Raw genomic sequence first — 24,598 nt, 5'->3', positions numbered from 1 at the left:
CGTTACACAAACTATCTATGCAAGATAGTACTCATGACGAACCTGCTGCACATCGACTCCAGCATCACGGGCGAGCACTCGACCAGCCGCCGCCTCACCGCGCGGGCGGCCGCGGCCTGGCGTGCGGCGCATCCGGAAGGCACCGTCACCTATCGCGACCTTGGCGCCGACCCGCTGCCGCATCTGGACGCGGTCACCAACGTCGCCAGGACGGTCCCGCCGGAACAGCACACCCCGGAGCAGGCGGCCGCCTGGCGGCTGATCAAGGAGCTCGTCGACGAGGTCAAAGCGGCCGACACGATCGTGCTGGGCCTGCCGCTGTACAACTTCGGCCCGCCGAGCACGGTCAAGGCCTGGGTCGACCATCTGATCGCGCCCGGGCTGTCGATCGACATGGAGACCAGGGAAGGCGTCCTGGGCGGCCGCGATTTCATCGTCCTCGCCGCCCGCGGCGGCGGATACGGCGCGGGCACGCCGCGCGAGGGCTGGGACCACGCGCAGTCCTGGATCCCCCACGGTCTCTCGCTGACCGGCCTCGAGCCGCGGTTCGTCACCGCCGAGCTGACCATGGCGAAGACCAACCCGGCGATGGCGGACCTCATCCCGCTGGCGGACGAGAGCCAGGCCGAGGCGGAACGCGCCATCGACGCCTTGTGGACTCCCGTGGCCGCCTGACTCGTGAGTGGCAAGGACGGTTCTAACCGTCCTTGCCACTCACGAGGACTCAGCCGATGCCCGCCGCGAACACGTGCATCGCGCTGTTCGACGGCAAGGTGACCGCGACGACCTCCTTGCCCGCGGTCAGCGGGACGGAGTTCGCGAACACCCGGTACGGCGTGGTCGGATACGCGGCCCCGGCGCGGGTGTGCTTACCCAGCACGGTCGCCACCGTGGTCGCGCCGTACTGGGCGGGATCGGCGCAGCACCAGTTGGGGAAGCCGAGTTCGGCCTGACTCGTGCTGCCGTCGGCATAGCGGACGACGACGGTGCCCTTCGCCGTACCGGTACCGGTTCCGGCCAGCACGAGCTTCGCGCCGGTACCGCGCACCGCGATGGTCTGGCCGGCCGCGAGGACGTTGTCCTTCTGCCCGGAACCGGTCTGCGGCCACGTCAGCTGCGCACCGAGGGCGGAGAAGCCCGCGCCCGGTTTGAGCCCCGCCTCGGCGAGGCCTTCCGCCCGGAAACTGCTGCCGCCACCGTCGATGTCCCCCACCGCGACGTGGGCCGCGTCGGTGACGCCGACGTTCCCATAAGCCGCGGCCAGCGAACCGTGCGGGACGGTGACCGTCACCGAGTCGGTGACCCGGTTCTCCCCCAGCCGCGCTTTGTACGACGCCGACGCGGTGAGCTGGTAGTCATCCGGTTTGATGCCCGCGTCCGGCGTCACCTTCACCGGGACACGCACGGTCGCGCCGGGCATCACCAGCCGCGGACCGGCGGGCACCTCGGCACGGAAGCCGTTGGCCGGCAGGGAGAACGAGACGTCCCGGACCGGAAGCGGCGTGCCGTTGGTGAAGCTCAGCGTGCCCGTCGCGGTCTGTCCGGGACCGGCGACAGCCGGGACGGACAGGGTGACCGAGCCGTTGCGGTCCTCGGGGAAGATCCCGCCGACGGCGCTCGTGCCGAACAGCCGGATGTCCTGCCGGTCACCGGCGCCGATCTTGCCGGTCTTGACCCGTGCGACCCCGCCGGTGGCCGGATCGAACCACCAGCCCGACGGCGCCGCGTCCAGTTCGGCCTTGCTGCCGTACTGCCGCAGGACCGAGTTCCCGGCCAGTACGGTCGCGGGCTTGCTTCCCGTGTGGACGGTCAACTGGTAGTTCCGCGACGCGGGCTTTCCGGCGTAGGAACCGGAACTGGCGCCGATCCCGACGGTCACCGTGCCCAGCCCGGACGTCGGCGCGTCCACGGTGAACGTCTGCTTCGCCTGGTCACCGTTCTTGTACGCCCTGGTCACGCCGTCGTCCTCGGTGAGCGTGAACGAACCCTTGCCCTGCGGGTAGACGTCGAGATCGAGCACGCCCTTGTCCCGCGTCTGCCACGACTTCGTGCCCTCGGCCCACATCGGCACCACGGCACCGGCGCGGACGAACAACGGCAGCGTGTCGAGCGGCGCGTCGTAACCGTCCACAGTGGTCGGACCGGTGTAGGTCTTGCCGCTCCAGTAGTCGACCCAGGTGCCCTTCGGCAGGTAGATGCCGTTGCGGACGGTGGAGTTCTCGTACACCGGCGCGACGAGGAAGTCCTTTCCGGACAGGAACTCGTACTTCGCCTTCTCGCCCCACACGTTCGGGTCGTCGGGGTATTCGAGCGCCAGCGGGCGGACCTGGCCGACGCCGGACTTGTGCGCCTCCACCGAATGGCTGTAGGTGTAGGGCAGCAGCCGCTCCTTGAGCAGCAGGTACTTGCGGTTGATCGAGGTGTACGGCTCGCCGTAGCGCCACGGCTGCTTGTCCGACGCGGCCCAGCCGTCCATCGTCATCGAGACCGGCAGGAAGGCCTTCCACTGCAGGTCGCGGACATACGTCTGCGGGCTGCCGCCGAAGATGCCGTCGATGTCGCCGGTGTTGTACGCGATCCCCGACGTCGTGGCGCCGGCGTAGGTCGGGATCTGCCATTTGATGTAGTCGTAGGAACCGGCCTGGTCACCGCTCCACAGGACGCCGCAACGCTGCGCGCCCGCCCAGCTGACCGGTGTCCACACGAAACCGCGTGCGTCGCTGTTGTCCTCGATGCCCTTGTGCGCGGTGTCGCAGGCGTCGAGCGCGAACTGGTAACCCGGGCCGACCCACGCGACGTCGAGCTTGCGGACGCGGACCCCGGCCTTGACCTCCTCGACCTGGTTCGGCACGCCGTTCTCGGTCCACAGGCCCAGCTGCATGTTGTTCTTACGCAGGCCTTCGCCCGTCTGCTGGAGATTCTCGTACCCGCAGCCGTAGCCGTCGTTGACGAGCATCCAGCCGTTGGGCATCCCGTGCTCGGTGTAGCCCTCCGCGATCTTCACCGCGTCCAGCGTGTGGCGCTCGCCGCGGTTGGCGTTGTGCAGGTAACAGTCGGCGTCACCGTGTTCGAGCCCGTAGAGCGGTGGCAGGAAAGGCTTCCCGACCAGATCGGTGTAGCCGGTGATGACGTCCTTGAGCCCTTCGCCGACGACGTATGTCGCGTCGAAGCGGCGTTCGTCGTGCGTGGTGCGCACCGGCTCGGTGAAGGCGTAGGTGCCTTGCGCGAAGGTGTTGCGCAGCACGCCGTATCCCGCCGTGGAGGCGTAGAACGGCTGCGAATTCGGGGCCCCGCCGTCGTTCCAGTTGTAGTCGGCGAAGATCCGGATCGTCTGGTCGCGGTGGCTGAAGCGGCCGTTCTGCTCGCCGCCGCCGACGAACTGCTCGGTCGCCGTCCGCGCCAGGGTCTGCGTGGTCTGTTTGTCGGTCCAGGACAGCGGCGCCGACTCCTCCCAGAGCCGCTTGCGGTCCGCGCCGTCGTACAACGCGAGCCGCAGCGGATGCTTGTACGCCCGCAACGTCGCCTTGGCCGTGGAAACCGCCCAGTAGTCCCCTTTGTCGGCCGTCTTGGGGGTCACCGGGGCGCCGGTGCGCGGCAGCACGATCTTGCTCCCGGCCGGATCGGTGAACGTGCCGTCCGGCGCCAGCCAGACCCGGACGGCGCCTTCGGCCGGGAAGCCGACGCGCACGGCGGCACTTCCCGATTTCAGCGTCACCGTGGGGCCTTCGGCGGAGATGCCGGTCAGATCGCCCAGTTTGCCCGCCGCCGCCGCGGCCGGGTCGGCGTGGGCGGCCACCGGGGAAAGCCCGAGAAGGGCCACTGCGGCCAAACAACTCAGGGATTGCGCAACTCTGCTCATTCAAGACACCTTTCGCGCATGAATACGCAATAGGGTCTCTGTATAGCGCACGGTTCGCGCAAAGTCATCCGCCGAAGCGGTGCTGCCGACTTTCGTCGGGTCTCGCGAAGATCCTTATGGGGCAACGGGTGTGCCCAAAAGACGTGAAGGTCCCACTTTCCTGCCCTCAGGGCCAGGGCCCCGACAAAGTCAGAGCCGCCGGTCTCCGCCCCCGCCGACGGGGCTCGTACGAGCGGGCTCAGGCAAGAGATCTGGATCCCGACTGTCCATAAGGGACTCGAATCGAGGCCGCGGTGCCCGATTCGGGCGATTTGCTCGTCTTCACGAGGGGGTCGTGAGTGTTTTGGGTCGTTCTAACCCTCTTTGCCACTCACGACCCTCCCGCTGAACCGGACATACGTGCCTCAATGGACATTCAGTCGGCAAGAAGTATCCCTTGTGGACACTCGCTGCAGTTGCCCGCTCAGAACCAGATCTGCGCTATCGCGACAAGAAAAAGGGGCCTTCACGGACTTGGTCAGACGGCTTGGACCTCGACACCCGCGGCCTCGAAGGCCCGCAGCACCTTCGGATCGGCGTTCGAATCGGTGACCAAAGCGTGCACCTGCGGCGTCGCGCAGATCCGCGCGAACGCCCGGCGGCCCAGCTTCGAACCGTCGGCGACCGCGACGACGCGTTCCGCCCGCTCGACCATCAGCCGGTTGATACTCGCCTCACCCTCGTGGTGGGCGAAAGCGCCGGCGTCGGCGTCGAACGCGTCGACCCCGAGGAACAGCAGGTCGATCGTCAGTTCGCTGAGCACGCGCGTGGCGAGCGGTCCACTGAGCTCGAACGACTGCGGACGCGCGACACCACCGGTGACGACGATCTTCACATGCGGCCGGACCGCGAGTTCGTGCGCGATGTTCAGCGCGTTGGTGACCACGGTCAGCCCCGGCGAATCACCGCGTCCGGCCAGATCGGACCGGGTGGCCAGCGAGCGCGCGACCCCGGCCGTCGTCGTCCCGCCGTTGAGGCCGACCACCATGCCCTGCGCGACGAGCGCCGCCGCGGCGACGCTGATCCGCTGCTTCTCGGGTACGTGCCGCGCGGTCTTGTAGCGCAACGGCAGGTCGTAGGCGAGGTCGTTGGCCACCGCGCCACCTCGGGTGCGGGTGAGCAACTGCTGCTCCGCCAGATGATCGAGGTCGCGCCGGATCGTGGCGGCGGAGACGTTCAGTTCCTCCGCCACGTCCTCGACGTCGATCTTCTCCCGCTGCCCCAGCAGGTCCAGCAGGGTGCTCAGCCGTTCGTGCCGGGCCATCGGCGCCACTCCTAGCTCGCTGCGGCCTATCGCGCATACCGGTGCGCTGTTGGCCACTGTTTCGAGCAGTATGCTGCATCGCGGTTGTCCGCCGCGAGCGGCACGCCGGTCGAGTGGCCCGGCCGGTCACTTCATCCGGAAGTCGTGCTGTTCCGGCAGCGGTTCATTGGAAACCGCCGCCCAGGTGTCGGACAAGGACGTTTCCCCTTCCCTGATGTTCGCGACCTCGAAACCGCTGTCGTACACGGCCTTGGCCCCGGCGGTGTCGCCGAGGGCGAGCCGGGTCCTGGCGGTCAGGAGGGCGATCCGCCCTTCCACGGGCAGCCCCTCCAGCAGCACGCTCGCTTCGTCCGGAAGCCCGGCGGCCAGTTGCGCCGCGATGGCCTCGACGACCAGCGGACGCAGTGACGGCGCCAGCGCGACCGCCCGCCGGTACAGCCACGCGGCCTCGTGCCCGGCCGTCGCGATCGCGAGATTCCGCAGGGCCCAAGGATTTTCGGACGCCGACACGGATTCGCGCCAGGCACGGACCGCGTCCGACTGTCGTCCGGCCGCCCAGTGCGCGACGCCGCGGTGATACCAGGTCAGCCAGTTCTTCGGGGCGTATTCCATGAGATCCGCCCAGTACCGGTTCACCAGGGTCGCCGGCGGGACGGCGAGCGGATCGCCGTCCGGCGGAGTCCCGTCGAGCAACGCGAGCCACGGCTCCTGGTCCGGCCCGAGTGACTCGTCCGGGAACGGCGTGCCCGGGAGACACATCGGCGCGCGCCGGTTCTCCAGCGCACCCCAGCCGGAACCGGTGGCCAGGAAGGATTCCGGGGTGACGTCGGCGATCTTCCGCCACGCGTCGCGCAGTTCGTCCATGGTCTCCGCCGACGGCAGACCGGCGGCGACGGCTTCGCGAGCCGCCGTCCAGTCTTCGCCGTGTACCGCGGCCGGATCGACGGCGACCGGACCATAGGCCTCCAGCCAGTCCCAGCTCTCCCCCGGCGGCAAGCGCAGGTGCTCCAGCTGGGTGCGGGCCAGCCCGGCCTGGATCTCCAGATAGCCACCGGCGCCCGGAGCCAGCCACTCCTGCCAGCGACGGCCGCCCGCGGATTCGCCCCACAGGAACAGTTTCCGGCCGCGCAACCGGCCGGTGGACAGCTGAGCGAGCCCCGTCCCGTCCTGCTCGACGGCCGCGACCCACGGCCGCCCGGTCACCTCGAAAAAGTAGTCCGCCGCGGCCTCCGCGCGGGCCGGATACGTCAGCTCGCCGGGCACGTCGACCAGGTCGAGCCGTCCCGAATAGCCGTAGTGCCAAGCCTGCGTCGCGGGCGCCAGCACGCGGGTGCCTTCGTTCTGCGGCACCGCGATGTTCGACCACCAGTACACCGGGACGTCGTAGGGATGCGGGTTTCGCACCCGCACCGCCACGAGCAGCTGCTCCGACCCTTCCGGCAGCCAGAAATCGACCTGATACGGCAGGTCGCGGGTGCGTTCCCACTCCCACAGACGCAGCACCGGCGTGCCGTCCGGCCCCTCGATCTCCGCGGCGAACATCGGCTCGCAGGTCAGCGTCGTATGCCCGGTGCTGCCGAGGTTCCACTCGACACCACCGGCGAACCACGCGTCCCGCAGGGCGAGGTTCGCGGGCTGGAAGACCGGGTTGCGGTAGAGCAGTTCGCGTCCGGACGGCTTGTGGACCAGCGAGTACAGCCGCCCGCCCAGCGACGGCAGCACGGTGGCCCGGAGCTTGTCGTTCTCCAGTACCACAGCCGGGAGTTCACGGTCGGTGCGCTCACGGGTGTAGCCGTCCTGCAAGAGACACGGCAGCGTGGTGTCCAGACGACCGTAGCCGACGTTCTCCGCCAGATCCGGCGGCAGCTCGTCCACATTGGACACCCTGACCACCGCCTCGGGTTTCCGGAGCGGCGGCAACGGGTTCTCCGGGCCCAGGTCGGCGGCCGGGAGAACCAGCCCGGTGCGGTACAAGCTGGTCATGCGTCCGGGAGCCTGTCACCGGTGGCGGCGTCGAACAGGTGCACCGCACCCGGTTGCGGGGTCAGGGAGATCGGCTCGCCGCGCTGCCACGGGGCCATCCCCGGGGTTCGGACCGTCAGCACGCGGTCGCCGTCACGACAGTAGAGGTACTGGTCGCTGCCCAGTTCCTCGACGACCTCGACGACGGCCTCGAAACCGCCGTCGCCGATCGTCCAGCCCTCGGGCCGGACGCCGACGACGATACCGGGCCCGGTCAGCGCCGAACGTTGCGCCGGGGTCAACGGAAGCCGCGTTCCACCGGCGACGGCACCGTCGCTGTCCACAGTGGTCTCCAGCAGGTTCATCGCGGGCGAGCCGATGAACCCGGCGACGAACACGTTGAGCGGCTTGGCGAACAGCCCGACCGGCGTGTCGCACTGCTGAAGGATCCCGTCCTTCAGCACGGCCACCCGGTCTCCCATGGTCATCGCCTCGACCTGGTCATGCGTGACGTAGAGCGTGGTGATGCCCAGCCGCCGCTGCAGCGAGGCGATCTGGGTGCGGGTCTGCACCCGGAGCTTGGCGTCCAGATTGGACAGTGGTTCGTCCATCAGGAACACACTGGGCTCGCGCACGATCGCCCGCCCCATCGCGACGCGCTGCCGCTGGCCACCGGACAGCTTCGCGGGTTTGCGGTCCAGGTACTCGGTCAGGTCGAGCACGGCCGCTGCCTCGCGCACCTTGCGGTCGCGTTCGGCCTTGGGAATCTTGGCCAGCTTCAGGTGGAAGCCGATGTTCTCCCCCACCGTCATATGCGGGTAGAGCGCGTAGTTCTGGAACACCATGGCGATGTCCCGGTCCTTCGGCGGTAGTTCGGTGACGTCGCGGTCGCCGATGTGGATGGAGCCGTCGTCGACGCCTTCCAGCCCGGCGAGCATCCGCAGCGTGGTCGACTTCCCGCAGCCGGACGGGCCGACCAGCACCAGGAACTCGCCGTCGGCGACCTCGAGGTCGAGGCCGTCGACCGCGGGACGGTCCACCCCGGCGTAGAACCGGGTGGTGTCGGAGAAGGTCACGGTGGCCATCAGGTCCTACTTTCCGGCGCCGAGGGTCAGGCCGGTGATGATCCGGCGGGCGAGCACGAGGTAGAGCACGAGCATCGGGAGCACCACGATCGCCACACCGGCGATCAGTCCGCCGTACTCCGACTGGTAGCTCGCGGCCCCGTAGAAGGTGAAGAGCGCGCGCGACAGCGTGAAATGCGCCTGGTCCTTGAGGAACACGATCGCCAGCAGCGTCTCGTTCCACAGCCCGATGGCGTTCAGCGTCAGCGCGGTGATCATGCCGCCCCGGGTCAGCGGCAGCATGACCGAGAAGAACGTGCGCGTCGGCGACGCGCCGTCGAGCGCGGCCGCCTCCTCCAGTTCGTCGGGCAGCGACCGGAAGAACCCGGTCATCAGGAACACCGTGAACGGGATCGACAGCGCCACGTACAGCACGAACAGGCCGTATTCGTTGTCCAGGTGCACTTTGCTGAGCACCACGAACAGCGGGATGATCACGGTCTGGAACGGCACGCCCATACCGATCGCGACGACGTTCGTCATCGGCCCCGCGCCGCGGACGCCGAGCCTGGTCAGGGCGTACGCGCAGGGCGCCGAGACGGCGACCGTGACGACCGTCGCCAGTCCGACCAGGACCACCGTGGTCAGCACGGCCTCGCCGAAACCGGCGTTGTTCCAGGCGTAGATGAAGTTCCGGAACGGCTTGCCGACCTTGAACCACTGGTACGGCAGGTCGAACGGCTTGGTGAAGATCTCCACCGGCGTCTTGAACGAAGCCGTGAGCAGCCAGTACAGCACCAGGATGTTGCCTGCGGTGAACAGCCACACGATCGTGGAACCCAGGACGCGCAACGGGCTGAACCGTTTCGCGCCGGGCGCCGGACGTGGTTTGCGTGGCGGCTTGCGCACCGGTTTCGCCGCTCGCCGCGCGGGCGCCTCGACGTCGGTGACGGACATTTCGTCTCCCTCAGAACTGGATCGCGTCACGGCGCATCAACCGGCGGAGCAGGACGACGAGCACGGACACCAGCACGATCATCGCCACCGCGCAGGCACAGGCGGCGCCGAAGTCCGGGGTGCCGTTCGAGCCGAAGGTCCGGTCGAACACGTAGATCCCCAGCGTCCACGCCTCGTTGGGCGGGGCGTAGGTGCCCGGCCCGGCCAGCACGAACACCAGCTCGAAGATCTTGAGCGCGTTGATCGTCCACAGCACCCCCGCGACGCCGACGACGTCCCAGGTCATCGGCAGCGTGATGTTCTTGAACTTCTGCCACGGCGACGCGCCGCCCAGCTCCGCGTCCTCGTACAGGTACGGCGGGATGCGGTCGACCGCGGCCATCAGGATGGTGATGTAGAAACCCGAGCTGGCCCAGATCAGCGAAGCCGTCACCACACCGGTCACATTGGACGGTGCCAGGAACTTCGCCGCGTCCGCGCCGAGGCTTTCCAGCACGTAGTTCGCCAGCCCCTGTTTCCCCGGCTGGTACTTGAAGACGAAGCCGAGGAACATGCCGAGCGCCACCGGCGCCACGATGTTCGGGAAGAACAGGATGGCGCGGACGATCTTGCCGCCCTTCATGTCCCTCAGCACCATGGTGAACAGGAACGCCAGCGCGAACGTGCCGATCCCGCCGAGGAACACGTAGATCAGCGTGTTGCGGAAGGCGTACTGGAACGAGTCGCTCGCCCACATCTGCGTGTAGTTGGTGACGCCGTTGGGTTCCGGCGTGTCCCCCGCTCCGGCCCAGCTGGTGAAGCTCAGCACGACGGTCGCGATCGTCGGCAGGACCAGGAAGGCCAGGTACAGCACCAGCGCCGGCGCGGCGAACGGCCAGAACAGCCGTTTCTTGCGGCTCAGGTGCGCGCCGGCCTTCACGGCCCGCGCCGGCGGTGTCGTGACCGTCATCAGCCCTGGTTCTTCCAGAATTCGGCGCCCTTGGTGGCGAGCTGGTCCACGAACTGCTGCGGGGTGATCTGGCCCTTCAGCAGCGCGATGTCGGCGGGGTCGAAGACGTCGGTCTGCCATTTGCCGCCGGCGATACCGTCGATCCCGTCGTACTGCAGGACGTGCTCCTTCTTCGGGTCGTCCAGCGCGGCCTTGACCTGCTTCAGGTCGTCCGGCACGGCGAGGTCCGCGCGCGGCACGAGGTTGTCGGCCACGATCGGGATCCCGGCGAGCAGGTCCTTGTTGAGGAAGTAGGCGATGAACGCCTTGGCCGCCTCGGCGTGCTTGGCCTTCTTGGTCACCGAGAAGCCGATCGACATCTGCTCGACGGTGTCGTGCGTGGCGCCTTCGGGCATCGGGAACTGGAAGGAGCCGTAGTTGATCTTCGTCCCGGCGCCCTGCTTGTCCAGGTACTCGCGGGTCTCGCTCGGCGCCCAGCTGCCGACGTAGAGGAACCGGGAGTCACCGTCGGCCCAGCGCTGCTGCACCTGCGGGAACTTCGCCGCGTCCCAGCCGTCGATGAAGTACTTGGGCAGCTTCGCGGTTTCGGTGGCGGCCTTGAGGAAACCGGGGTCGGTCTTCCACGCCTGACCGGTCTTGTCGGTCGCGGCCTTGTACAGCCCGCCCGCGCCGACGTAACGCTCGGCGAGCTGGGTGTAGAAGTACATGTTGTAGAACGGGATGTCGCCGTCGAGGCTGATCGCGGCCTTGCCGTCGGCCTTCGCCTTGTCGAACAGGGCGATCAGCTCGTCCATCGTCTTCGGCTGCTGGATGTCGCCGGCGGTGTCCTTGTTGAACCACCAGGCGCTCGACTGGATCGTGTACGGGACCATGAAGTTGTGGCCCTCACGGTCCTTGTTCTGCGGGAAGTCGTACGAGCTGGGCGAAAGCACGTCCTTGACGGTCTTGTCGCCCTCGCCGACCTTCATCGCGAACACGTCGTCGACGCTCTGCGTGCCGCCCGGCGTCATGACCGCCGCGCCGACCTTGCTGACGTCCTGATCGAACAGGTCCGGCACGGCGTCGGTGTTCAGCGCGGGCACCAGGTTCTGGGTGTAGGCCTTGCGGCCCAGCCACTGCACGTCGACCTTGACGCCGGTCTTCTCCTGGAAGCATTTGAAGGCCTTCTGGAGGACCTTGCCCTGCGGCTCGTCGGCCGTCCACATGGACCAGTACGTGAATTCCTTGTCCGTCGCGGGTTTCACCCCCGCCTCCGGACAGGGCGCGTTGAGGAACTGATCGACGCCCGGGAGGGCGTTCTCGCCGGTGCCACCGGCCGTGTCCCCGCCGCCGCATCCCGCGAGCAGGAGCGCCGCCCCTGCCGCCAATACCGTGAGCCTGCCTACCCGCATCCGCCACCACCTGGATCGAAGATCACACAAGTTCTGCTTGTTCTTGCGCAGTTTTGTGAGGTTTCACGCACATGTCAACACTCAATCGCGCAAAGTCTGCTCAATCGTCACCTTGACCGGTTCAACATGATCAAGCTTGAGCACTCCCAGCAGCCGTCGCACCTCGACGGCGACCGCGTCGCGCCCGGCACCGAGGTACTTCCGCGGGTCGACGCGCTCCGGATGCGCATGCCAATCCTCCGCCGCGGCCGCGGTGAACACCTTGTTGAGCTGGGTGGCGATATTGATCTTCGTCATCCCGGCTCGTACGGCTTCGGCCAGCCCGTCGTCGGGCACGCCGGACGATCCGTGCAGCACCAGCGGCACCGGCACACGCTCCCGCAGCCGCGCGATCAGTCCGAAGTCCAGCGCGGCGTCCCGGGTGAGCATGGCGTGCGAACTGCCCACCGCCACCGCCAGCGCGTCGATCCCGGTGGACGCGACGAACTCCGCCGCCTCCTTGGGATCGGTGCGCGCGCCGGGTGCGTGGACGCCGTCCTTGCCCCCGACCTCGCCGAGTTCGGCCTCCACCCATACGCCGTGGTCGTGGCAGTACGCGGCGACTTCCCGCGTGGCGCGCACGTTGTCGGTGTAGTCCAGTTTGGACGCGTCGAACATGACTGAGCCGAAGCCGAGCGCGACCGCCTCGCGGACCAGGTCGGCCGATTCCGCGTGGTCGAGGTGTACCGCGACCGGCGTCGGGGCCTCTCTGGCCGCCGCGAGAGCGGCTGTACCGACCGGCGCCAGTGAGCCGTGGTACTTCACGGCGTTCTGGCTCAGCTGCACGATCACCGGCGCTTCCGCCGCGGCGGCGCCGTCGATGATCGCGGTGATGTGTTCGAGCTGGATCGCGTTGAACGCGCCGCAGCCGTGCCGGGCCGCCGCGGCGGCGCCGACGATCTCCCCGGTTCCCACCAGAGGCATGACTTGTTCTCCTAGTCCGGGCGGGCGCGCACGGCGACCAGCCCCTGTTCGGCTCGGTAGTGCTCGAGGTCGACGTCCCCGGCGAGCGGGCCGAGCACGGCCGCCCCGGACAACGCGACGGCGCGGCGCAGGATGTCCGGCCAGGATTCGGCGCGGCTCAGCCCCAGCGCCAGCGCGGCGACGACGGCGTCACCCGCGCCGGTCGTGTTGCCACTGAGCACAGTGGACGGTGCCGCGTGCCAGGTGCCGGAGCCGGTCACCGCCAGCAGCCCTTCGGCACCCAGCGAGACGACGACGGCGCCGGCCCCGGCCTTGCGCAGTTCGGTCGCGGCGGCCACCGGATCCCGGAGGCCGGTGACCTCGCGCAGTTCGTCGGCGTTCGGTTTGACGACGGACGGCTTCCCGGCCAGTCCGGCGAGCAGCGCCTCGCCGGAAGTGTCCAAGATGGACGGTGCGCCGCCGAACAACCCGGCGTATCCCCCGGCTCCCGGCGGAAGGCTGCCCGAGCAGACGAGCACGTCGGGCTGGCGGGCTTGGACGGCTGTCGCAAACGCTTGCCACTCGTTTCCGGCGAGCCGTGGCCCTGGCTCGTTCAGCAGCGTGACCGATCCGTCGTCCGCGAGAACCGTGATGGTGCGCCGGGTCTCGCCGCCGATCGGAACGGCGGTGGCCGGGATGCCCGCCGCCGCGAGATCGCCCACGACGGTGGCACCCGTCGCACCGCCCGCAGTGAAGATCGCGCGGACGTCTGCGCCGAGCGTGTGCAGCACACGGGCGACGTTGACGCCCTTGCCGCCCGCCCGGTGCCGCACCTCCCGCAGCCGGTGCACGTCACCCGGCCGGAGACCGTCCACTGTGTACGTGACGTCCAGCGCGGTGTTCGGCGTGACGGTGACGATCATGATGATCTCAGGTCAGGACGACGGAACGGGTGAGACTGCGGGGGTTGTCCGGGTCGAGGCCCTTGCGGGCGGCGATGGCCCCGGCGACACGCTGCGCGCGGACCAGATCCGCCAGCGGGTCCAGGCCGCTCTCGACGAACAGCCCGCCCGCGCGGGCGACGTCTTCGGCCAGCCCCTCCGGCGCCTTCCCGAACATCCAGGTCACGCGGCCGGGTTCGCTGATGCTGATCGGCCCGTGGCGGTAGTCCCACGCCGGATACGACTCGGTCCACAGCAGGCACGCCTCCCGGAACTTGAGCGCGGCCTCGTTCGCGATGCCGACGGACCAGCCGGTGCCGAGGAAGCTGAACTGCCCGGCGCCGACGAGTTCGTCGGGCAACGGTTCGGCGAGCACGCGCTCGGCCTGGTCGGCGACCGCGGTCAGATCCTCGCCGAGGTGCGCACGCAGCATTGCCAGCGCCGTCGTGGCGAAGCGGGTCTGCACGACCGAGCGTTCGTCGACGACGGACAGGTCGACGATCGTGTCCGCGGCGGCCTCGATCTCGCGGGGCACGCCGGTGATCGCGATGGTCGGCGTCTTGCCCCGCAGCTTCGCCAGCAGGGCGTGGACCTCGGTCGTGGTGCCCGACCTGGTCAGCGCCACGACGTGGTCGTAGCCGCGCCCCTCCGGGAACTCCGACGCGGCGAAGGCGTCGGTCTCGCCGAGCCCGGCGGACTCGCGAAGGACGGCGTACGCCTGGCCGATGAACCACGACGTGCCGCAGCCGACGATCGCGACCCGCGCGCCCGGCGGCGGCAGCAGCTCACTGTTCGCCGAGGCCAGCGCCGCCGCTTCCCGCCAGCGGCCGGGCTGGCTCGCGATCTCCGCCGCCATGAAGGTCCCGCTCATGAACTCCCCATCCGTGCCAGTTGTGCGCAATAGCTGTCACGTTAGGTGCAGTTTTGTGCAACGTCAATGCTCTGTTAGCGCACTTTCACGCATTTGATGCGTTCGGATGTGCGTGATGGACACGGCCTCGACATGCGTGACCGGCGTCACTCCGAAAGCTGTCACAACCTCTCCGCCCGGCTCGTCATGTAGGCAGCAATCGACCGAGAGGGAAGATCATGGAACCGCGAGTCAACCTGTTCGAGAACGAAGTCATCCTCAAGTACGTCAAGCGTCTCGGCGCCGCGAACCGCCCGATCGAGGAATCCTCGCTGCCGCACGCGACCCAGGACCTGGTGAAGCTGCGCGCCAGCCAGATCAACGGCTGCGGCTTCTGCACCGACATGCACAGCAAGGACGCCGCGAAGGCGGGCGAGACCTCGGTGCGGCTCAACCTGGTCGCCGCCTGGCGGGAGGCGAACGTGTTCACCGAGGCCGAGCGTGCGGCCTTGGCGCTCGCCGAGGAGGGCACCCGGATCGCCGACGCGCACCACGGCGTCAGCGACGACACCTGGGCGCAGGTGCGCGAGCACTACGACGACGAGCAGATCGGCGCCCTGATCGCGTTGATCGCCGCGATCAACGCGTACAACCGGCTCAACGTCATCGCCCGGACGCCGGCGGGCGACTACCAGCCCGGCATGTTCGACTGATCCTCGCGTTCATCGACAACAGGATCGCTTCGCCGGACAACGATCGAGGTGCGACGGGCTGCTAAACCTGCGGATACCAGCGATCCGGAGGTTCAGCCCGTGCAACTCGACGTCCGCTTCTTCCCCGTGACCGGGACCCATCGGCTCAGCACCGACCTCGTCGGGCTCCGCGCGAACTTCCACTACGGCTCGGGAAACGTGCTGGAGCAGCATTACGCGGACAGGACGACGATGATCTGGACCGGCGTGTCCGGCGATTTCGCCGGTGTCCGCCAGAAGGAATCGACGCTGTGTGTCTTCGAAACCGGTCCGGCTCAGTATTTCGTGACCTGGTACGAATCCGGGACCGTCGCGACGGCGGCGCACGGTGAGATCTTCGACGGCGGCTATCCCATCGCGGTGATGGCCGATTTCGGCAAGTCGGTGGCCACGGCCGCTTATACGAACCCACGCGAGGACGGCGGCCAGTATTTCCTGGTCGACCAGGCGACGATCGAGATTCTGGACAAGCCGCACGGATGGCCTTCTTTTCCCGCGCCGCGGGAGTCTTGAAGGCACACGGCGAAGTTGACCCCGGGCGCGCGCGGGGTATCCGAAGGTCATGAGCCGATCGACAGTCGAGCACCGGTCGAACACCCGGCATTTGACCGTGCCGCAGGGCGTCGCGCTATACGTCGGCGCCGTCCTCGGCACCGGTCTGCTGGTACTGCCGTCGCTGGCGGCCAAAGCGGCGGGTCCGGCGTCCCTGATCGCCTTCCTGGTCCTGGTTCTGGTCTCCGCCCCGGTCGCGGCGACCTTCGGCGCGCTGGCGGGACGGCATCCGGATGCCGGCGGGCCGGCGACGTTCGCCCTGCGGGCGTTCGGGCCGAAGACCTCGGCCGTGACCGGATGGTGGTTCTATTTCGGCACCCTGGCGGGAATGCCCGCCGCCAGCGCTTTCGGCGCGGCCTACATCACCGAACTGGTCGGTGGCGGCCAGACGATGACGATGTTCCTGGCCGCCGTGCTGGTGCTCATCGCCATCGGGGTGAACCTTTTCGGCGTGCACCTGTCCGGCCGTGTACAACTGGTGCTCACCGGTTTTCTGGCACTTCTCCTGGTCGGCGCCGTGGTGCTCGCGGCGCCGAAAGCGGACACGGCCAACCTTCAGCCGTTCGCGCCGCACGGGGTCGCCGGTATCGCGACCGCGATCAGCCTGCTGATGTGGGCCTTCATCGGCTGGGAGACCGTGACTCATCTGGCCCCCGATTTCCGGAATCCGCGGCGGGATCTGCCGTTGGCCACGGGAATCTCCATCGTCGTCATCGGTGTGCTCTATCTCGCCGTCGGCGGGATGACGATTCTCGTGCTCGGCCCGCGAGCCGGGGAAACCGAAGCACCACTGGCCGCGTTGCTCGGCGAAGGGCTCGATACCTCCGTTCGCGTGGTCGCCGCGGTGATCGCCGTCGTGGTCACGCTCGGGGTCCTCAACGTGTTCGTGGCGAGTATGGCGAAACTCGGCGCAGCGCTGGGCCGTGATGGAGCCCTGCCGCGTTGGCTGGCCAAGGGCAGCCGATCGGGTGACGTTCCGAGGCGCAGTCTGCTCGTGGTGACCGCCGGGACCGCGATCAGCTTCCTCGTCGCGATCCTCACCGGATTCGAACTGGAACAGGCGTTGCTCGCGGAGAACGCCTGCCTGATCGCGATCTACCTGGTGGCGATGGCCGCCGGGGTCCGACTTCTGCCGTCCGGCGGCAAACAACGGTGGTTCGCGATGATCGCGACGGTCCTGGTGTTCGGCGTGCTCCTGTTGGCGGGCTGGTACCTGTTGTTCGCGGTGGCGCTCGCGATGGGGGCACTGCTCTACCTGAAGTTCTCCGGAAGGTCCGGATGAATACTCGCGCGTGCTCTGAACGCGTCGATCCCGGTCGACCGGCCTCGAACGCGGACACCCACTCTGAGCACTCAGCGCCGGCGAACAAGCACCGCGCGCGCAAAGGCAAAGCCCCAGCCCGCCTCCGCTCCCATACTGGCCGTCCAGCCGAGACGAGGAGCACCGAATGAGCCGTGACGACACGTCGCTCGCCAAGAACGTCCTGGGCGTGCCGGGCATCGTCTTCCTCGTACTCGCCGCGGTCGCGCCGCTGACCGGGATGATCGTGATCGCGGCCATCGGCATCGCGGTCGGCAACGGCGGCGGCATGGTCGCGGCGTTCCTGCTGGCGACGGTCGTCCTGCTGCTGTTCGCGGTCGGGTACGCGCAGATGTCGCGCGTCCTCACCAGCGCGGGTGGCTTCTACGCCTTCGTGGTCAAGGGCCTGGGCAGGACGCCGGGTCTCGTCGCCGGTTTCGTCGCGATGCTCGGCTACAACTGTTTCGTCGCCGGAGCGATCGGCACGAGCGGGTTCTTCACCTCCACGGCGATCGACGACGTCTTCGGCCTGAAACTCGATTGGCTGTTCTGGAGCGCGCTTTCGGTCGCGCTGGTCCTCCTGCTCAGCCGTCGCGGGATCGCGGTCAGCGCGAAGGTACTGGGTGTCTCGCTGATCCTCGAAGTGTCGATTCTGCTGATCATGGACTTCAGCGTGCTGTTCCGGCACGGTTTCTCGTTCGCCGCGTTCAGCCCGTCCGTGATGTTCCAAGGTGCCGGCGGACTCGCGTTGTTGTTCGCCGCCAACGCTTTCATCGGTTTCGAGGCGACGGCGCTGTTCGGCGAGGAGGCCAAGGATCCCCAGCGGACGATCCCGCGGGCCACCTACATCGCGATCGGGTTCATCGGGGTGTTCGCCGCGTTCACGACCTGGGCCGTGGTCAGCGCGATCGGCGCCGAGCAGGCGCAGGACGTGGCCGCCGCACATCTGTCGAGCGGGGATCTCGTGCTTTCGGTCGCCCAGGAGTACCTCGGCGGCCCGTTGACCAAGCTGATGTTGCTGCTCCTGGTGGTCAGCCTGTTCGCGGCGCTGCTGGCGCTGCACAATTCGGCCACCCGCTACCTGTACGCGCTGGGCCGGGTCGGTGTGCTGCCGCGTCTGCTCGGCAAGACCAGCCCGCGCAACGGCGCGCCGCGTTACGCCTCGATCGTCCAGCTGGTCTTCGGTTCGGTGGTGGCGCTGGCGTTCCGGCTCGCCGGGCTCGACCCGGTCGCCGACCTCACCGCGAGCATGACCGGCTTCGGCACGCTCGGGATCCTCACCCTGCAGTTGTTCGCGGCCGTGGCGATCCTGGTCTACTTCCGCCGGACACGGGACCGCCGGGTCGTGAAGACGCTGATCGCCCCCGGCCTGGGCGCGGTGGGGCTCGGGCTCATCGTGACGCTGGCGATCCTCAATTTCCCGACGCTCGCCGGATCGAGCAACGGCGTCGTACCGCACCTGCCGTGGCTGCTCCTGGTGGTCGCGCTGGCCGGGCTCGCGCTCGCCGTCTGGCTGCGCCGGTTCCGTCCTTCGGTGTACGAGGCGCTGGAGACCGACCTGGAACGCGAACCGTCAGACGTTGTTGGTCAGTGAGAGGTTGAACGAGTACCGCGAGGCCCGGTAGACGTGCCACCCGTATTCCACGACCTTGCCGGACTCGTCGTAGGTGGTGCGGCGCATGGTGAGCAGCGCCGCGCCCGGCTTCTCGTCGAGCAGTTCGGCGTCCTCCTCGGTCGCCTGCCGGGCGCCGACGTTCTGCTGGGCGGCGTGCAGACGGACACCCGCCGAGCGCAGTAACTGGTAGAGCCCCTTGTCCCGCAGTTCGTCGTCGGCCGGATCGATGAGGCCGTCGGGCAGGTAGTTGTTCATGATCGCCAGCGGCTCGCCGCCGGTCGAGCGCACCCGCTTCAACCGCCGGACGTGGGTCAAGCCCGGCGTCTCGAGATGCTCGATCGCCTCGTCACCCGCGGGCTCGACGCGGTTCACGAGGACGACGGATTCCGGCTTGTCCCCGAGTTCGCTGAGGTCGTCGAAGAGGCTGCTCAACCGCAGCGGCCGGGCGACCTTGGTGCGGACGACCTGCGTGCCGACACCCCGTTTACGGACGAGCAATCCCTGGTTGACCAGCGACTGGATCGCCTGCCGGATGGTCGGCCGCGACAGGTGCAACCGCGCCGCCAGATCCAGCTCGTTGTCCAGCCGGGCACCGTTGGGCAGCCTGCCGTCTTCGATGGCGGCGCCGATCTGCCGGGCGACCTGGGAGTACAGCGGTTCCGGGCCGTTCGGATCCACCACGATCTCGCCGGGTGCCCAGGGTTTCATGCGCGGAGCCTACCGCGCTCGACCACTATGACCTTATGTCCATATGTCTTGACAAAGTCTCCGAGCGCTTGCGATGGTCGAAGGACCACGCGAGCCGGGAGGTACGAACGTGTCGGACACAGTGCGCCGGATAGTCGCCGCGCGAGTGCGGGATCCGGGGGCCGTCGCGGTCGCCGCCGCCACCAGGGTCCGCGCGAAGTCGCCGTTCAACGACAAGGGCCGCACGATGATCATCGCCGCGGACCATCCGGCCCGCGGCGCCAACGGCGTCGGCTCCGACCCGCTCGCGATGGCCGACCGCGGCGAACTGCTCGACCGCCTCGGCCTGGCACTGGAACGCCCCGGGGTCACCGGCGTGCTGGCGACGCCGGACATCATCGACGACCTGCTGCTCCTCGGCGTACTCGACGGCAAGACCGTCATCGGCTCGATGAACCGCACCGGGCTCGCGGGATCGAGTTTCGAGATCGACGACCGGTTCGCCTGCTACGACGCCGAAACGATCGAGCGGATGCGTTTCGACGGCGGCAAGACGCTCACCAGGATCTGCCTGACCGACCCGGCGACGCCGAGCGTTCTCGAGAACACCGCGAAGGCGGTCGACGACCTCGCCGACCGCAAGCTGATCGCCATGGTCGAGCCGTTCCTCTCCGACTGGGTCGACGGACGCCTCCGCAACGACCTCTCCCCCGACGCCGTGATCCGCTCGATCACCATCGCCTCGGCACTCGGCCGCTCGTCGGCGTACACGTGGCTGAAGCTCCCGGTGGTGAAGGACATGGAGCGCGTGCTGGCCGCGTCGACCTTGCCCGCGGTCCTGCTGGGCGGCGAGGTCAAGGATCCCGACGCCGCGTTCGCCGCCTGGCAGCGGGCGCTCGCGCTGCCGACCGTGCAGGGCCTCGTGGTCGGCCGGTCTCTGCTCTACCCGCACGACGGCGACGTCGCCAAGGCCGTCGACACGGCCGTCGGACTGCTGTGAACACCTGTGGAGGACAACGCGTGAAGACCATCGACCACTGGATCAACGGCGCCGCGACCACGGCCGGCTCCACCCGCACGGCCCCGGTGTACGACCCGGCCGTGGGACAGGCGCGGGCGGAGGTGCTCCTCGCGGAGCCGTCCGATGTGGACACCGCGGTCGCCGCCGCGGCCAAGGCCTTCGAGGCATGGGGCGATTCGTCGCTGTCGCAGCGGACGAAGGTGATGTTCGCCTTCCGCGAGCTGCTGGTGAAGCACGAGGACGAACTCGCCAGGATCATCTCCGCCGAGCACGGCAAGGTGATCGACGACGCGCGCGGCGAGATCGTCCGCGGCCGCGAGATCGTCGAGTACGCCTGCGGGATCGCCGACGCGCTGAAAGGCGGCTTCTCCGACCAGGTCTCGCGCGACGTGGACGTGCACGATTTCCGGCAGCCGCTCGGCGTCGTCGCCGGGATCACGCCGTTCAACTTCCCGATCATGGTGCCGTTGTGGATGCACCCGATCGCCATCGCGGCGGGCAACACGTTCGTCCTCAAGCCGAGCGAACGGGTCCCGTCCGCGTCCCGGCTGGTCGCCGAACTGTATGCCGAGGCGGGGCTGCCCGACGGCGTGTTCAACGTGGTCAACGGGGACAAGGTCGCGGTCGACGCGATCCTGGAGCATCCAGGTGTCGCCGCCGTGTCGTTCGTCGGGTCGACGCCGATCGCCAAGTACGTCCACGAGCGCGCGACGGCCACCGGCAAACGCGTACAGGCGCTGGGCGGGGCCAAGAACCACGCCGTCGTCCTGCCCGACGCCGACCTGGAGTACGCCGCGAACCATCTCACGGCGGCCGCGTTCGGTTCGGCCGGGCAGCGCTGCATGGCGATCTCCATCGGTGTCGCCGTGGGATCCGCCGGTGACGGGCTGATCGAGATCCTCGAACGCAAGGCCGCCGAGATCAAGGTCGGCCCGGGCCACGAGGCGGGCAACGACATGGGCCCGGTGGTCACGGAGGCCGCGCGGCGGCGGGTGATCGACTCCGTCACCCTCGGCGCGGAGCAGGGCGCGACCGTGGTCGTCGACGGGCGGGAGCTGCGGGTCGCCGGGCACGAGGACGGATTCTTCGTCGGACCGTCCCTTTTGGACCATGTGACCACCGGGATGGCCGCCTACCGCGACGAGATCTTCGGCCCGGTGCTCGGGATCATCCGGGTGTCCACATTGGACGAGGCGATCGAGCTGATCAACGCGAACCCGTACGGCAACGGGACCGCGGTGTTCACCGGCAGCGGCGAGGCGGCGCGGCGGTTCCAGCGGGAGGTGAAGGTCGGGATGATCGGGGTCAACGTGCCCATCCCGGTGCCGATGTCGTACTACTCCTTCGGCGGGTGGAAGGACTCCCTCATCGGGGACAGCCCGATCCACGGTCCGGCCGGCGTGCGGTTCTACACGCGGGCGAAGGTCGTCACGACGCGATGGCCGCACAGCGCGGCGGGTTTCAACTTCCCGACGTCCAGCTGAACGAGCGCGTTTCGTCCTCTGAATGCGGTTGCGCAGGTCCGCGAAGGCCTACGCGATCGCCACGTGTGCCCCACCTGTAACACCAGTACATGAAGGCCCCTTCCTTGCGTTTAGGTCAGCGTCCCGGCGAAGTCGCACAAGCGCAGGGCAATCAACCGTCCACTGTGGCCACTTCTCGGCGGCCGAATGTCCTGTTCATGGCGAAATGGGTGGTCCGGAATCTTCCCCGCTCGGCATGAGCTTGATCAACGGAGGATTCGGGACATTCAACGTCCCCGATCTTCCGTTGATCAAGCTCCCGACCCGAGCACCCCCTCGACGATGTAGGAATCAGGACATTCAACGTCCCGATTCCTACATCGTCGGCACCTGGAACACCGAGACCCGCACCCTCCGTTGCCCACTTGACCAGCGAATAGGCCACTTCGCCGGGACCCTGCGCCAGACGCAAAGAAGGGGGCCTTCATGTACTGCGGGGGCGACGACGGTCAGCGCACCTCTTGCCGTTGCCGTTTCCCGACGATCCGCCAGCCGACCGCCAGGACCACGACCAGCACCGGGATCGAGTAGAAGGCGATCTTCTCGGCGCCGTCGGAGAAGCCCATCAGGACCACGACCAGCGCGAGGAAGCCCAGCGTCGCCCAGCCGCTGTAGGGCGCCCACGGCATCCGGTAGGACGGCCGTTCCAGCTCCCCGCGCAGCGCCGCCTGACGCAGCCGCAGCTGGCAGAAGATCAGTGTCGCCCAGGTGGTGATCACGCCGAGCGAGGCGATGGCGATCGCGATGTCGAAAGCGTCCTTCGGCACCAAGTAGTTGAGCACCACACCCAGCACGTAGGCGCCGGACGTGAACAGGATGCCGCCATAGGGCACGTGACGGCTGCTCATCCGGCCGACGAACTTCGGCGCCTCGCCCTTGTCGGCGAGCGCCCGCAGGATGCGGCCGGTCGAGTAGAGCCCGGAGTTGCAGCTCGACAGCGCGGCGGTGAGCACGACCGCGTTCATCACGTCGCCGATACCCGGGATCCCGAGGCGGCTGAACACGGTGACGAACGGGCTCTCGCCGCCGTTGTAGAACGGCCACGGCAGCAGCATCGCCAGCAGCAGCACGGATCCCACGTAGAACACACCGATCCGCCAGACGACACCGTTGATCGCCTTCGGCAGCACCTTGCGGGCGTCCTTCGTCTCGCCGGCCGCGATGCCGACGACCTCGATCGCGGAGTAGGCGAAGATGACCGCCTGCAGGGTCATCAGCGCGATGCCGACACCGGCCGGGAAGAAGCCGTTGTGGGCGGTCAAGTTGTGCACGCCCGCCGTGGTGCCGCCGATGTCCGCGCTGGTGAGCACCAGCCCGGCCGCGGTGACCAGGAAGACCACGATGGCCAGCACCTTGACCACCGAGAACCAGAATTCCAACTCGCCGAACAGTTTCACCGAAAGCAGGTTCACCGCCAGCAGCACGCCGAGGGCGACCAGCGCGGTGATCCACTGCGGCACGTCGGGCAGCCACTTGTGCACGTAGATCGCCACCGCGGTGATCTCCGCGATACCGGTCATCGCCCAGTTCACCCAGTACATCCAGCCGGAGGCGAAACCCGCCCACGGCCCGATGAACTTACGGGCATAGGTGACGAAACTGCCGGAGGACGGCTCGTGCAGCACGAGCTCACCGAGGGCGCGCATCACGAAGTACGCGGCGATACCGCAGAGCGCGTACGACAGGACCAGCGACGGCCCGACCTGGTGGAGCTTGCCACCGGCACCGAGGAACAGCCCGACGCCGATCGCGCCGCCGATGGCGATCATCTGCACTTGGCGGTTGCCCAGTGCTTTTGAGTAGCTTTCACCTTTTTCGGTGAGCAGCGAGGAATCCATGGTTGCCAGACGCTAGAGCGTGTGCGGCACGTCACCCAACATTGCTAAGGAAGACTTAAGGTGTGCGGGACGTCACTCCGCCGGTTTTACGGGAATTTCCCTTTTCGATTTGACAAATTCACCCGCGAACCCCGATCTTCGCGCGCGAAGGGCCGCTTCTACGCTACGGCCGTGGACCTCGCAGCGCTGCTGGACCGGATCGCCGACGACGTCGCGCCGGAGATCGGCCGCGGCTCCGTCGCGGACTACATCCCCGCCCTGGCCAGGGTCGATCCCGGCCGGTTCGGCATGGCGGTGGCCGAAGTGGACGGTGGGCTGCACGGGGTCGGCGACTGGGAAGTGCCGTTCTCCATCCAGAGCATGTCGAAGGTCTTCACCCTGGCGCTCGCGCTGTCCCACGGCGACGGGGTGTGGGAACGGGTGGGTCGCGAGCCGTCCGGGAACCCGTTCAACTCGCTGGTCCAGCTGGAGAACGAGGACGGAATCCCGCGTAATCCGTTCATCAACGCCGGCGCGCTCGTGGTGACCGACGAATTGGCGCACCACGGCGACGCGGCGGAAACACTGCTCCGGTTCCTCCGGGAGGAAAGCGGGCGCGCGGACATCGGAATCGACGCCGAGGTCGCCGCGTCGGAGGCCGCGCACGCCGACCGCAATCGCGCGCTCGCGTATTTCATGGCGTCGTACCGGAACATGCGGCATCCGGTGCCCGCCGTCCTCGACCAGTACGTGCGCCAGTGCTCGATCGCGATGAACTGTGGCGACGTCGCGCGGGCGGCGGTGTTCCTCGCCCGCCACGGCGTGCGCAACGACGGCAGCCGGCTGCTCGAACAGAGCGCCGCCAAGCGGGTCAACGCGGTGATGCTGACCTGTGGCACCTACGACGCGGCGGGCGAATTCGCCTACCGTGTCGGGCTTCCGGGCAAGAGCGGGGTCGGCGGCGGCATCGTCGCGATCGTCCCCGGCCGGTGCGCGATCTGCGTCTGGAGCCCCGGCCTCGACCCGCGCGGCAACTCCGTCGCTGGCGTCGCGGCGCTGGACCGGTTCACCACCCTGACCGGCTGGTCGATCTTCTGAGCGGTTTGGATCCTC

General features: G+C 68.3%; 20 protein-coding genes. 8 read left to right on the top strand and 12 right to left on the bottom strand.

Annotation, left to right across the window (positions count from 1 at the left end):
- The first annotated feature begins 33 nt into the window (after window positions 1-33).
- The gene (locus tag AVR91_RS14840; RefSeq protein ID WP_063271041.1) at window positions 34-675 is read left to right on the top strand and encodes an FMN-dependent NADH-azoreductase; all 642 of its coding nucleotides are present in this window, start codon (window positions 34-36) and stop codon (window positions 673-675) included.
- A 49-nt stretch (window positions 676-724) separates the two neighbouring features.
- On the opposite strand, the gene AVR91_RS14835 is transcribed toward AVR91_RS14840, so the two are convergent.
- The 10 genes from AVR91_RS14835 to AVR91_RS14790 form a co-directional block, all read right to left on the bottom strand.
- Window positions 725-3,859 (bottom strand): TIM-barrel domain-containing protein, encoded by a 3,135-nt coding sequence (locus tag AVR91_RS14835; protein WP_228709206.1) that lies wholly within the window; start codon window positions 3,857-3,859, stop codon window positions 725-727.
- 517 nt (window positions 3,860-4,376) lie between these two features.
- On the bottom strand, window positions 4,377-5,162 hold the full coding sequence (locus AVR91_RS14830) for a DeoR/GlpR family DNA-binding transcription regulator (RefSeq protein ID WP_016335505.1): 786 nt from the start codon (window positions 5,160-5,162) through the stop codon (window positions 4,377-4,379).
- 126 nt (window positions 5,163-5,288) lie between these two features.
- Window positions 5,289-7,145: a DUF5107 domain-containing protein gene (locus AVR91_RS14825; RefSeq protein WP_063271043.1), complete on the bottom strand. Its 1,857-nt coding sequence runs from the start codon at window positions 7,143-7,145 to the stop codon at window positions 5,289-5,291.
- Entirely contained in the window at window positions 7,142-8,209 is a 1,068-nt protein-coding gene (locus AVR91_RS14820) for an ABC transporter ATP-binding protein (RefSeq protein ID WP_063271044.1), read from the bottom strand. Before AVR91_RS14820 ends, AVR91_RS14825 begins: the two co-directional genes overlap by 4 nt.
- Window positions 8,210-8,215: 6 nt before the next feature.
- Window positions 8,216-9,145: a carbohydrate ABC transporter permease gene (locus AVR91_RS14815; RefSeq protein WP_063271045.1), complete on the bottom strand. Its 930-nt coding sequence runs from the start codon at window positions 9,143-9,145 to the stop codon at window positions 8,216-8,218.
- A 10-nt stretch (window positions 9,146-9,155) separates the two neighbouring features.
- Window positions 9,156-10,094: a carbohydrate ABC transporter permease gene (locus AVR91_RS14810; RefSeq protein WP_016335509.1), complete on the bottom strand. Its 939-nt coding sequence runs from the start codon at window positions 10,092-10,094 to the stop codon at window positions 9,156-9,158.
- On the bottom strand, window positions 10,094-11,485 hold the full coding sequence (locus tag AVR91_RS14805; RefSeq protein ID WP_063271046.1) for an ABC transporter substrate-binding protein: 1,392 nt from the start codon (window positions 11,483-11,485) through the stop codon (window positions 10,094-10,096). The genes AVR91_RS14810 and AVR91_RS14805 overlap by 1 nt, the downstream gene beginning before the upstream one ends.
- 81 nt (window positions 11,486-11,566) lie before the next feature.
- A complete protein-coding gene (locus AVR91_RS14800) occupies window positions 11,567-12,448 on the bottom strand; it encodes a class II fructose-bisphosphate aldolase (RefSeq protein WP_063271047.1) in 882 nt (293 codons plus the stop codon).
- An 11-nt stretch (window positions 12,449-12,459) separates the two neighbouring features.
- Window positions 12,460-13,350, bottom strand: a complete 891-nt coding sequence (locus AVR91_RS14795; RefSeq protein ID WP_063271048.1) for a 1-phosphofructokinase family hexose kinase — start codon at window positions 13,348-13,350, stop codon at window positions 12,460-12,462.
- A gap of 7 nt (window positions 13,351-13,357) precedes the next feature.
- Entirely contained in the window at window positions 13,358-14,239 is an 882-nt protein-coding gene (locus AVR91_RS14790) for an SIS domain-containing protein (protein WP_063271049.1), read from the bottom strand.
- Window positions 14,240-14,457: 218 nt separating this feature from the next.
- Here AVR91_RS14790 and AVR91_RS14785 point away from each other — a divergent pair, with 218 nt between their 5' ends.
- The 4 genes from AVR91_RS14785 (at window position 14,458) to AVR91_RS14770 (ending at window position 18,416) form a co-directional block, all read left to right on the top strand.
- The gene (locus AVR91_RS14785) at window positions 14,458-14,931 is read left to right on the top strand and encodes a carboxymuconolactone decarboxylase family protein (RefSeq protein WP_063271050.1); all 474 of its coding nucleotides are present in this window, start codon (window positions 14,458-14,460) and stop codon (window positions 14,929-14,931) included.
- Between the two features lie 99 nt (window positions 14,932-15,030).
- Window positions 15,031-15,483 carry a MoaF C-terminal domain-containing protein gene (locus AVR91_RS14780; RefSeq protein ID WP_063271051.1) on the top strand — a complete coding sequence of 151 codons (453 nt, stop codon included), beginning with the start codon at window positions 15,031-15,033 and terminating at the stop codon, window positions 15,481-15,483.
- Between the two features lie 49 nt (window positions 15,484-15,532).
- Complete coding sequence (locus AVR91_RS14775) at window positions 15,533-16,804, top strand: APC family permease (RefSeq protein ID WP_063271052.1); 1,272 nt, start codon at window positions 15,533-15,535, stop codon at window positions 16,802-16,804.
- Between the two features lie 166 nt (window positions 16,805-16,970).
- Window positions 16,971-18,416 (top strand): APC family permease, encoded by a 1,446-nt coding sequence (locus AVR91_RS14770; RefSeq protein ID WP_063271053.1) that lies wholly within the window; start codon window positions 16,971-16,973, stop codon window positions 18,414-18,416.
- Here AVR91_RS14770 and AVR91_RS14765 read toward each other — a convergent pair.
- Window positions 18,396-19,145 carry a GntR family transcriptional regulator gene (locus AVR91_RS14765; RefSeq protein WP_063271054.1) on the bottom strand — a complete coding sequence of 250 codons (750 nt, stop codon included), beginning with the start codon at window positions 19,143-19,145 and terminating at the stop codon, window positions 18,396-18,398. The two genes, AVR91_RS14770 and AVR91_RS14765, sit on opposite strands and share 21 nt — an antisense overlap.
- A 109-nt stretch (window positions 19,146-19,254) precedes the next feature.
- Here AVR91_RS14765 and AVR91_RS14760 point away from each other — a divergent pair, with 109 nt between their 5' ends.
- Window positions 19,255-20,124: a Cgl0159 family (beta/alpha)8-fold protein gene (locus AVR91_RS14760; protein WP_083737566.1), complete on the top strand. Its 870-nt coding sequence runs from the start codon at window positions 19,255-19,257 to the stop codon at window positions 20,122-20,124.
- Between the two features lie 20 nt (window positions 20,125-20,144).
- Window positions 20,145-21,629, top strand: coding sequence for a CoA-acylating methylmalonate-semialdehyde dehydrogenase (locus AVR91_RS14755; RefSeq protein ID WP_063271056.1), 1,485 nt, complete (start codon window positions 20,145-20,147; stop codon window positions 21,627-21,629).
- 488 nt (window positions 21,630-22,117) lie between these two features.
- Here the strand turns inward: AVR91_RS14755 and AVR91_RS14750 are convergent, their stop codons facing one another.
- A complete protein-coding gene (locus tag AVR91_RS14750) occupies window positions 22,118-23,506 on the bottom strand; it encodes an amino acid permease (RefSeq protein WP_016335520.1) in 1,389 nt (462 codons plus the stop codon).
- 171 nt (window positions 23,507-23,677) lie between these two features.
- On the opposite strand from AVR91_RS14750, the gene AVR91_RS14745 reads away from it, so the two are divergent.
- Window positions 23,678-24,583 carry a glutaminase gene (locus AVR91_RS14745; RefSeq protein WP_063271057.1) on the top strand — a complete coding sequence of 302 codons (906 nt, stop codon included), beginning with the start codon at window positions 23,678-23,680 and terminating at the stop codon, window positions 24,581-24,583.
- Window positions 24,584-24,598: the final 15 nt, after the last annotated feature.

It is taken from the genome of Amycolatopsis keratiniphila subsp. keratiniphila (genome assembly GCF_001620365.2).
Classification (GTDB): Bacteria; Actinomycetota; Actinomycetes; order Mycobacteriales; family Pseudonocardiaceae; genus Amycolatopsis; species Amycolatopsis keratiniphila.
Note: the sequence above shows the minus strand (reverse complement) of the source record. Positions and strands in the feature narration are given on the sequence as shown.